Source organism: Streptomyces sp. O3 (assembly GCF_054788135.1).
Window position 1 is genome coordinate 1 of record NZ_JBTVYK010000099.1, and the last position, 9270, is coordinate 9270.

General features: G+C 72.9%; 10 protein-coding genes. 7 read left to right on the forward strand and 3 right to left on the reverse strand.

Annotated elements, in window-relative coordinates; genetic code table 11:
• Positions 1–155 precede the first annotated feature (155 nt).
• Positions 156–848, forward strand: a complete 693-nt coding sequence (locus ACX6XY_RS29405) for a B3/B4 domain-containing protein (RefSeq protein ID WP_460337447.1) — start codon at positions 156–158, stop codon at positions 846–848.
• Between the two features lie 26 nt (positions 849–874).
• Here ACX6XY_RS29405 and ACX6XY_RS29410 read toward each other — a convergent pair whose 3' ends face one another.
• Positions 875–1603, reverse strand: a complete 729-nt coding sequence (locus ACX6XY_RS29410) for a lysophospholipid acyltransferase family protein (RefSeq protein WP_460337450.1) — start codon at positions 1601–1603, stop codon at positions 875–877.
• Positions 1604–1906: 303 nt separating this feature from the next.
• Between ACX6XY_RS29410 and ACX6XY_RS29415 the strand changes: the two genes are divergently transcribed.
• The 5 genes from ACX6XY_RS29415 to ACX6XY_RS29435 all read left to right on the forward strand — a co-directional run bounded on the left by ACX6XY_RS29415 (position 1907) and on the right by ACX6XY_RS29435 (position 6352).
• Positions 1907–2263 (forward strand): TlpA family protein disulfide reductase, encoded by a 357-nt coding sequence (locus ACX6XY_RS29415; protein ID WP_460337473.1) that lies wholly within the window; start codon positions 1907–1909, stop codon positions 2261–2263.
• A gap of 130 nt (positions 2264–2393) precedes the next feature.
• The gene (locus tag ACX6XY_RS29420; RefSeq protein ID WP_460337453.1) at positions 2394–2891 is read left to right on the forward strand and encodes a flavin reductase family protein; all 498 of its coding nucleotides are present in this window, start codon (positions 2394–2396) and stop codon (positions 2889–2891) included.
• 208 nt (positions 2892–3099) lie between these two features.
• Positions 3100–3885, forward strand: a complete 786-nt coding sequence (locus ACX6XY_RS29425; protein ID WP_411058128.1) for an electron transfer flavoprotein subunit beta/FixA family protein — start codon at positions 3100–3102, stop codon at positions 3883–3885.
• 58 nt (positions 3886–3943) lie between these two features.
• Complete coding sequence (locus ACX6XY_RS29430; RefSeq protein WP_460337457.1) at positions 3944–4906, forward strand: electron transfer flavoprotein subunit alpha/FixB family protein; 963 nt, start codon at positions 3944–3946, stop codon at positions 4904–4906.
• A gap of 153 nt (positions 4907–5059) precedes the next feature.
• Positions 5060–6352 (forward strand): DUF6986 family protein, encoded by a 1293-nt coding sequence (locus ACX6XY_RS29435; RefSeq protein WP_460337460.1) that lies wholly within the window; start codon positions 5060–5062, stop codon positions 6350–6352.
• 172 nt (positions 6353–6524) lie between these two features.
• Here ACX6XY_RS29435 and ACX6XY_RS29440 read toward each other — a convergent pair whose 3' ends face one another.
• Together ACX6XY_RS29440 and ACX6XY_RS29445 are read right to left on the reverse strand one after the other, a co-directional pair.
• A complete protein-coding gene (locus ACX6XY_RS29440) occupies positions 6525–7385 on the reverse strand; it encodes a hypothetical protein (RefSeq protein ID WP_460337463.1) in 861 nt (286 codons plus the stop codon).
• Positions 7375–8427: a LacI family DNA-binding transcriptional regulator gene (locus tag ACX6XY_RS29445; protein WP_460337467.1), complete on the reverse strand. Its 1053-nt coding sequence runs from the start codon at positions 8425–8427 to the stop codon at positions 7375–7377. The genes ACX6XY_RS29440 and ACX6XY_RS29445 overlap by 11 nt, the downstream gene beginning before the upstream one ends.
• Before the next feature lie 183 nt (positions 8428–8610).
• Here ACX6XY_RS29445 and ACX6XY_RS29450 point away from each other — a divergent pair.
• A partial coding sequence (locus ACX6XY_RS29450) for an ROK family protein (protein WP_460337470.1) occupies positions 8611–9270 on the forward strand: 660 nt, incomplete at its 3' end.

Below are 9270 nucleotides of genomic sequence, written 5' to 3' on the forward strand. Positions count from 1 at the left end.
CTGTAGCGTCTGGTGGGCTCGGTGATGTTTATAAGAGACAGCCGTAAGGGCATGCCCTTACGGTCGGCCTCCTGCGTGAGCCGTGAGCCGAGTGCAGCAAGATGGACTGTCCAGTACTCTACAATGCACCTGACGCCCCGAGACCAAGGCAGCCGATGACTCTCACGCTCACTGTGTCCGACTCCGTACGCGCACTCGCGCCGGGGTTCACGCACCTCGCCATCGAGGCCGCCGGACTCGTCAACGGCCCCAGCACCGACGAGAGTTCGGCGCTCCTCGACGACGCGGCCCGGCGGCTCGCCGAACGCCTCGGCGGCCGCGCCCCGCACGAGGACCCGCACATGGCGGCCTGGCGGGAGGTGTACACGGCGTTCGGCTCGAAGCCCTCGCGCACCCGCAACTCGGCCGAAGCGCTGGCCAGGCGCGCGCTGTCGGACGCGGGCCTGCCCCGGATCAACCTGCTGGTCGACCTGTACAACGCGATCAGCGTGGCCCACCTGATCCCGGTCGGTGGCGAGGACGCCGACCGCGTCCAGGGCGGGATGCGGCTCGTACGCGCCACGGGCGACGAGGAGTTCGCGTCCGTCGCGGCGGGGGAGCGGGTGGTCGAGCACCCCGACGCGGGGGAGGTCGTCTGGTGCGACGGCGCGGGCGTGACCTGCCGCCGCTGGAACTGGCGGCAAGGTCCGCGCACCCGGCTGACCGAGGACACCGTACGCGCGGTCTTCCTGCTGGAGTCCCTGGCGCCGATGCCCGCCGCGAACCTGGAGCGGGCCGGTGCCGAACTCGCCGACCTGCTGGCGAAGTTCAGCCCCGGAGCGCGGATCTCCGTCCGCGCCCCGGAATGACCGAAGCGATCAGGGCGGCGGGGCGGTCAGCCCGCCTCGGCCTCGCGCACCTGCGCCGGGGTCGGCGCTGTGCCGCCGAGATGGGCGGGCACCCACCAGGTGTCGTTCGCCCCGCCGGGACGTACCGGATAGGCGCGCTGCGCGGCCTCCAGAAGCTCCTGCATCCGCTCCCGCAGCCGCCGGGTGATCGCTCCCGCGAACTGGTCGCGGGGCGCCTCGATCGGCTCGCCGACCCGGATCGTCACCGGGATGTGGTGGCGCTTGAGGTTGCGTGGACGGCCTTTGGTCCACAGTCGCTGGGTGCCCCACAGGGCCACCGGAATCAGCGGCACCCCGGCCTCCTGAGCCATCCGCGCCGCACCCGACTTGAAGCTTTTCAGGGTGAAGGACTGGGAGATGGTGGCCTCCGGGAAGACCCCGATGATCTCCCCGCCGCGCAGCGAGTCCAGAGCGTGCGCATAGGCGGCCTCGCCCTGCTTGCGGTCGACGGGAATGTGCTTCATGCCGCGCATCAGCGGACCCGAGATCTTGTTCCGGAACACCGACTCCTTGGCCATGAAGCGCACCAGACGCTTCTGCGGCCGGGCCGCGAGCCCCGCGAAGATGAAGTCCATATAGCCGATGTGGTTGCTGACCAGTACGGCCCCGCCCGACCGGGGGAAGTGCTCCGCGCCCTTGCAGTCGATCTTCAGGTCCAGTGCCTTGAACAGGGTGAGCGCAGCACCGATGACCGGCCGGTAGACGAGTTCTGCCATGGGCGGGTGAAACCCTTCTGTACGCCGGGAACGGGTATCCCAGGCGGGAAGTTACGGACCCGTAGGTTACGGGCATTGGCCAGATCGTGCCCCATCGCGGGCCGAGTAGCCACCCCTGACGGCCTCGCGCGGGGAGATTCTCGTCACGCCGCGCCATCGGGCAGGAGGGAATCTCCACGCTTCGTCGAACGCTGCAGGGTACGACGAGAGCGCCGGGCGGCGGGCGCGCGGGGTATGGCGAAGGGCGGCGGTGTGCGCGACGAATCCGGGGCGCACGAGGAAGAGGAATCTGAGGAGTCTGGGGTGTACGAGGAGTCCGGGGCGTCCGGCGAGGGCGGCGCGTGTGACGGGGCCAGGGTGCTCGGCCGCGGGGAACTGGGCGCGGACCCCGGCGAGCGGGCCACCCTCGTGCAGTTCTCCACCGCGTTCTGCCAGCCCTGCCGGGCGACCCGGCGCGTCCTCGCCGAGGTCGCGGACCTGGTCCCCGGCGTGGCCCACATCGAGGTCGACGCCGAGCGGCGGCTCGCGCTCGTACGGGAACTGGACATTCAGCGCACCCCGACCGTCCTGGTGCTCGACGCCGACGGCCGCGTCGTGCGCCGGGCGGCGGGCCAGCCACGCAAGGCCGACGTGATCGCCGCGCTGGGCGCGGCCCTGTGACCTCCCCGCGCCAGGGTCCCGTGATCTTGCCCGCATCCTCGGAGGCTCCCTTGACCACGACCACCGGTTCTCGCGAGCCTTGCGGGATGCCGATACCCGACGGCGTACCCGACGGCAGAAGGGCCACCCGATGACGGCGCCATCCGAGCTCGCCCCCGCGCGGCCCGACCTGCTGCGCTCCGTCTTCCGGCGGCACGCGGCGGGAGTCGCCGTGATCACGGCGCGGGGCGCGCGCCCGGTCGGCTTCACGGCCACCTCGCTCGCCTCGGTCGCCGCCGAGCCGCCGCTGCTCTCGTTCGGGATCGGCACCGGCTCGTCCAGCTGGCCGGTGGTCGAGTCGGCCGAGTACGTCGGCGTCCACGTACTCGGCGAGCACCAGCGCGAGCTCGCCGCCACCTTCGCCCGCAGCGGCGCCGACCGCTTCGCCCCGCCGACCCGCTACCGCACGGGCCCCGAAGGCGTGCCGATCCTCGACGACGTGCTGGCCTGGCTGGTGTGCCGGGTCGTGGCGCGGGTGCCCGCGGGCGATCACCGGCTGGTGCTCGCCGAGGTGGTCACCGGCGACCCGGCGGGCGCGGGCCGTCCGCTCCTGTACCACCAGGGCGGCTTCACGGCGCTGCGTGACTGACCCGCCGGGCCGCGGGTTAGGGACGCCTTACCATGGCGTTGTCAAGGTCACAGTCCAAAGCGCTTGCTTACTGGACGGGACCTGGGTGTACTGACAAGTAACATTTCGATCGGAGCGCGGGCCGCCCCGATCGGGATCGGCCGCTTCAGACGCCTATGCTGCCTGTAAGAGCGGCAGCCCGAAATGACGATGCAGTAGGAGAGCCGGCGTGAGCTTGAGGATCGTTGTCTGTGTGAAGTACGTGCCCGACGCCACCGGCGACCGGCACTTCGCCGATGACCTGACCGTCGACCGCGAGGACGTGGACGGCCTGCTGTCGGAGCTCGACGAGTACGCCGTCGAGCAGGCGCTGCAGATCGCCGACGAGGCGGACGACGCGGAGATCACCGTGCTGACCGTCGGGCCCGAGGACGCCAAGGACGCGCTGCGCAAGGCGCTGTCGATGGGCGCCGACAAGGCCGTGCACGTCGAGGACGACGACCTGCACGGCACCGACGTGATGGGCACCTCGCTGGTGCTGGCCAAGGCCATCGAGAAGACCGGCTACGACCTGGTCATCGCCGGTATGGCCTCCACCGACGGCACCATGGGCGTGCTCCCGGCGATCCTCGCCGAGCGCCTGGGCGTGCCGCAGGTGACCCTGCTCTCCGAGGTCTCCGTCGAGGACGGCGTGGTCAAGGGCCGCCGGGACGGCGACACCGCCACCGAGCAGCTCGAGGCGTCGCTGCCCGCCGTCGTGTCGGTCACCGACCAGTCGGGCGAGGCCCGTTACCCGTCCTTCAAGGGCATCATGGCCGCCAAGAAGAAGCCGGTCGAGTCGCTGGACCTGGACGACCTGGACCTGGAGGCCGAGCAGGTCGGTCTGGAGGGCGCCTGGACCAAGGTCGACTCCGCGGCTGAGCGTCCGGCGCGCACGGCGGGCACGATCGTCAAGGACGAGGGCGAGGGCGGCAAGCAGCTGGCCGAGTTCCTCGCGAGCCAGAAGTTCATCTAAGGCTCGTCGAGCCCCAACCGCCCCCAGATTCTTCGCATTCGCAGGAGATTGAAGTCCCATGGCTGAAGTTCTCGTCTATGTCGACCACGTGGACGGCGCCGTCCGCAAGCCCACCCTGGAGCTGCTGACGCTGGCCCGCCGCGTCGGCGAGCCGGTCGCCGTCGCCCTCGGCGCCGGTGCCGACGCCACCGCCGCCACGCTGGCCGAGCACGGCGCGGTCAAGGTCCTCACCGCCGACGCGCCCGAGTTCGCCGAGTACCTCGTCGTACCGAAGGTGGACGCGCTGCAGGCCGCCTACGACGCGGTCTCCCCGGCCGCCGTACTGGTCCCGTCCTCCGCCGAGGGCAAGGAGGTCGCGGCCCGCCTCGCGCTCCGCATCGGCTCCGGCATCATCACCGACGCCGTCGACCTCGAGGCGGGCGACGAGGGCCCGGTGGCCACCCAGTCGGTGTTCGCCGCCGCCTTCACCACCAAGTCCCGTGTCTCCAAGGGCACCCCGGTCATCACCGTGAAGCCGAACTCGGCCGCGGTCGAGGCCGCCCCGGCCGCCGGCGCCGTCGAGGCCCTGGCCGTCTCCTTCTCCGAGCAGGCCACCGGCACCAAGGTCACCTCGCGCACCCCGCGCGAGTCGACCGGCCGCCCCGAGCTGACCGAGGCCGCGATCGTGGTCTCCGGCGGCCGTGGCGTCAACGGCGCCGAGAACTTCGCGCTCATCGAGTCGCTGGCCGACTCGCTCGGCGCGGCCGTCGGCGCCTCGCGCGCCGCCGTCGACGCGGGCTGGTACCCGCACTCCAGCCAGGTGGGCCAGACCGGCAAGTCGGTCTCGCCGCAGCTGTACATCGCCTCGGGCATCTCCGGCGCGATCCAGCACCGGGCCGGTATGCAGACCTCGAAGACCATCGTGGCCATCAACAAGGACGCCGAGGCCCCGATCTTCGACCTGGTCGACTACGGCGTGGTCGGCGACCTCTTCGAGGTCGTCCCGCAGCTGACCGAAGAGGTCAACTCCCGCAAGGGCTGACCTGCGAGGTTTTCACGGCTCGGGGCCGCGTGGTGATCCTCACCGCGCGGCCCCGAGCCGTTGCGGGAGACCATTGACGCAGATCAGTCACCCCGGATAAGTTCGCCATACGGATTACTGATTCCGTGAAGTGGAAACGTGGAGGGTGCAGGGATGGGTCAGGGTCAGCAGGACCAGGTGGCGACGAGCCTCGCAGGAGCGGTCAGCGAGGGCATCAGCGCCTCGCTCGCCCCGGTGGACGCGGAACTCGCGCGCCGCTACCCCGGCGATCCGGGCACCCGCCAGCCGGTCCACACCGTGTACGTGCCCGGCGACGCCTTCGCGGCCGACACCGTACGCGCCTGGGGCGACCAGGCCCTCGCGGCCCTGGACGAGCACGCCCCGGACGCCGCCGCCTTCGCCGCGGCCGTCGGCCTCAGCGACGAGCTGGCCGTACCCGTCTACGACCGGGTGCGCGCCAAGCTGGAGCGGGAGCCGATCGAAGACCTCCGGGTCGACTTCGAGGACGGCTACAAGGGCGCCGACGAGGACGGCGACGCCGCACGCGCGGCCCGCCTGATCGCCGAGGCGTACGAGAACGGCACCGCGGCCCCGTACATGGGCATCCGGATGAAGTGCATGGAGGCCCCGGTACGCGACCGCGGTATCCGCACCCTGGACGTCTTCCTCACCGGCCTGATGGAGTCCGGCGGCCTGCCCGACGGCCTGGTGCTCACCCTGCCGAAGGTGACCTACATCGAGCAGGTCACCGCGATGGTGCGGCTGGTGGAGGAGTTCGAGAAGGCCAGGGGGCTCGAACCGGGCCGGATCGGCTTCGAGATCCAGATCGAGACCAGCCAGTCCATCCTGGCCGCCGACGGCACCGCCACCGTCGCCCGCATGATCGACGCCGCCGAAGGCCGCGCCACCGGGCTGCACTACGGCACCTTCGACTACAGCGCCTGCCTCGGCGTCAGCGCCGCCTACCAGGCCAGCGACCACCCCGCCGCCGACCACGCCAAGGCGGTCATGCAGGTCGCCGCGGCCGGTACCGGCGTCCGCGTCTCGGACGGCTCCACCAACGTCCTCCCGGTCGGCGCCACCGAGCATGTCCACGAGGCCTGGAAGCTCCACTACGACCTCACTCGCCGTGCCCTGGCCCGCGCCTACTACCAGGGCTGGGACATGCACCCGGCGCACATCCCCACCCGGTACGCCGCCGTCTTCGCCTTCTACCGCGAGGGCTTCGAGGCCGCGGCCGCGCGTCTTTCCGCGTACGCCAACCAGGTGGACGGCGACGTGATGGACGAGCCCGCCACCGCCAAGGCGCTCAGCGGCTACCTGCTGCGCGGCCTGGACTGCGGGGCCCTGGACATCGCCGAGGTCGCCCGCCTCAGCGGCCTGACCCGCGCCGACCTGGAGAGCTTCTCGACGCCACGCCGCGCCGACCTGACGGCCTCGCGCTAGCCCCCAGGCTCTCGGTCCCGCGCAGACCCGAGTACGGTCCCGTACGAGGGCCTGCCCCCGGCACGCCGAGCGTACCGCCTGCCCCCGCGGCTCGCCCTCCGGGCGGGCGACGGGGGCGTGGCGAGAGTGCGTGCGTGGCGTCGCCCGGCAGGCGGGAGTTTGACGACAGGGCCTAGCCGCGCAGCTCGTCGTAGGCGGGCCCCCGTCCGGCCGTCGCGCCGAGTGCCGTGAGCGCCGGCTGGCCGCCGACCCACCCCTCGGCCGCGAAGATCCGCCGGGCGGCCTCTCGTACGGCCTCGTCCGCCGCGGCGAGGGCCACGGCGCTCTCCGGTGTCGTACCGAGCAACTCCCGCAGCGCGGCGGACCGTTCGAGCAGGGCGGTCAGGAGCGCGCGCTGCGGGAGCAGGCCGAGCGGCGTGCCGTCGCCCGCCAGCAGGCAGCCGTGCTTGCCCGCGTAGGCCTGACAGGCGGCGAGCCGTTCCCCCGACGGCAGCTCCACCGGGAAGCGCGCGCCGGGCAACAGGACGCGGTCGTAGTGGCGCTCGGTGTCATCGAGCGCGGCGAGCTGGGCCGCGGTGAGCCAGGACACGGTGAGCGCGGCCGGGGCGCCCGCCGCCAGCACCGATGCGGCCGGTACGTACCCCGCCCGCCCGATGTGCGCGGACACCCCCGAGCGGAGCCCGCCGACCGCCGCCCTGACCATCGGCACCGCGCCCGGCACGCCGCGGCGCGTGAACTTCTGGTGCAGCTGCGCCGGAGCCGCGTTGGACCCGACCGCGAGCACCGGCACGCGCGCCCCGGCGCCGACCCCGCCGTAGCGCGACAGCACGTCGTCCAGCGGCACCCGGCCCCCGTCGGCGGCGCTCTCCACCCACCACTGGCCGAGCTGCCGCCCCCGTACGGGAACGAGGCGCAGGAAGTACCCCTGAACGAGCAGCCCGGACGTGTCCGGGACGACGCCGGGGTACGTCAAGGGGGCGTCGAGCGGCGCGGTGCCCAGCCCGAGCGCGCTCAGCGAACGGTCACTGTCCACGGTCCTCCTGAGGGGGCAGCTCGCCGGAGCCTCGGGGGATCAGGCGAGTCGCGAGCCGGGTGCGCCGCGGAGCGGTCGCGTCGCCGTCCAGGCGGGCGAAGAGGCGCCGCGCGGCGGTACGGCCGAGCAGCGCGGCGTCCTGGGCGACCACGGTCACACCGGGGCGCAGCAGGTCCGCGAGCTCGAAGTCGTCGAAGCCGACCAGCGCGACCGGACGGGACCTGGCCGCCAGGACGCGGATCACCGTCACCGTCACCCGGTTGTTGCCCGCGAGCAACGCCGTCACCGGCTCCGCCCCGGTGAGCATCGCCTCGGCCGCGGCGCGGACCCGGCCCGGCGCGGTGGAGCCGAGCGACACCCAGCCGTCGTGGACCGGCAGGCCCGCGTCCGCCATGGCGGCGCGATAGCCGCGCAGGCGCTCGACCGCCGTGTGGATGCGCGGCTGGTCGCCGACGAAGCCGATCCGGCGGTGGCCGTGGGCGATGAGATGGGCGACGCCGTCCCGCGCCCCGCCGAAGCTGTCGGAGAGCACCGCGTCGGCGTCGATCCGCCCGGCCGGACGGTCCACGAACACGGTGGCCACGCCCGCCCTGATCTCGGGCTCCAGATAGCGGTGGTCGGTACCGGCCGGGATCACCACCAGACCGTCCACCCGGCGCGCGCACAACGCCAGCGCCAACTCCCGCTCACGGTCCGGGTCCTCGGCGCTGGAGCCGTTGATCAGCAGCGCGCCGTGGGCGCGTGCCACCTCCTCCACGGCGCGGCTCAGCGGCCCGTAGAACGGATCGGCGAGATCCTCGAGGACCAGGCCGACGCTCGCGGTACGACCCTTGCGCAGCACCCGCGCGCTGTCGTTGCGCCGGAAGCCCAGCGCCTCGATCGCCTCCCGGACGCGACGCTGGGTGTCCGGGGTGACGCCGCTCTCGCCGTTCACCACACGCGAGACCGTCTTCAGCCCGACGCCCGCGCGTGCGGCGACGTCCTTCATGGTCGGACGGTCGCCGTGGCGGCGGGGTGTGCGGCGGCTGGCGGTCTCGGCCACGATGCGCGGTCCTGTCCCGTGTGAGAAGGCGTGTGTCCCCGTTGTTCCCGTTGTCCCGTTGTCCCGTTGTCCCGTGTGAGCGGGCGTGTGCGTCGAGCATAGGGCCTGGACAACGTTGTCAGATCCAAGAAGACTGTTCCCCGTGCACTCCGGCCGACCTTCTCACCAGGGGATCCCACACTGATGCCGACCGACCTCGTCGCCGCGCTCGACATCGGCGGCACCAAGCTCGCCGGAGCCCTGGTCGACGGTCACGGTCGTGTCCGGGCGCGGGCCCGGCGGCCGACGCCCGCGCGGGAGGACGCCGAGACGGTGTGGCGGGCCGCCGAAGAGGTCCTGGACGAACTCGCACGCTCACCCCTGTGGGCCGAGGCGCGGGCGCTCGGCATCGGCAGCGCGGGCCCCGTCGACGCCGCCGCGGGCGCCGTCAGCCCGGTGAACGTACCCGGCTGGCGCGGCTTCCCCCTCGTCGAGCGGGTCAAGGCGCTGCCCGCGGCCGCCGGACGGCCCGTCACGCTGATCGGTGACGGGGCCGCGATCGCCGCCGCCGAGCACTGGCTCGGCGCGGCCCAGGGGTACGACCACGCGCTGTGCCTGGTGGTCTCGACCGGCGTCGGCGGCGGCCTGGTCCTGGACGGCGGTCTGTACGCGGGCCCGACCGGCAACGCGGGCCACATCGGCCACATCAGCGTGGACCTGGACGGCGCGCCTTGCCCGTGCGGCTCCCGCGGCTGCGTCGAGGGCATCGCCAGCGGCCCCGCGATCGCGCGCCGCGCCCTGGCGGGCGGCTGGCGGCCGGAACCGGGCACGCCCCTGACTCTGATACACATATCCGAGCCCACG

Bases quoted from the DNA above. Each gene is read 5' to 3' on its own strand.
- ACX6XY_RS29405 (WP_460337447.1), top strand. From the start codon at position 156: ATGACTCTCACGCTCACTGTGTCCGACTCCGTACGCGCACTCGCGCCG.
- ACX6XY_RS29410 (WP_460337450.1), bottom strand. From the start codon at position 1,603: ATGGCAGAACTCGTCTACCGGCCGGTCATCGGTGCTGCGCTCACCCTG.
- ACX6XY_RS29420 (WP_460337453.1), top strand. From the start codon at position 2,394: ATGACGGCGCCATCCGAGCTCGCCCCCGCGCGGCCCGACCTGCTGCGC.
- ACX6XY_RS29430 (WP_460337457.1), top strand. From the start codon at position 3,944: ATGGCTGAAGTTCTCGTCTATGTCGACCACGTGGACGGCGCCGTCCGC.
- ACX6XY_RS29435 (WP_460337460.1), top strand. From the start codon at position 5,060: ATGGGTCAGGGTCAGCAGGACCAGGTGGCGACGAGCCTCGCAGGAGCG.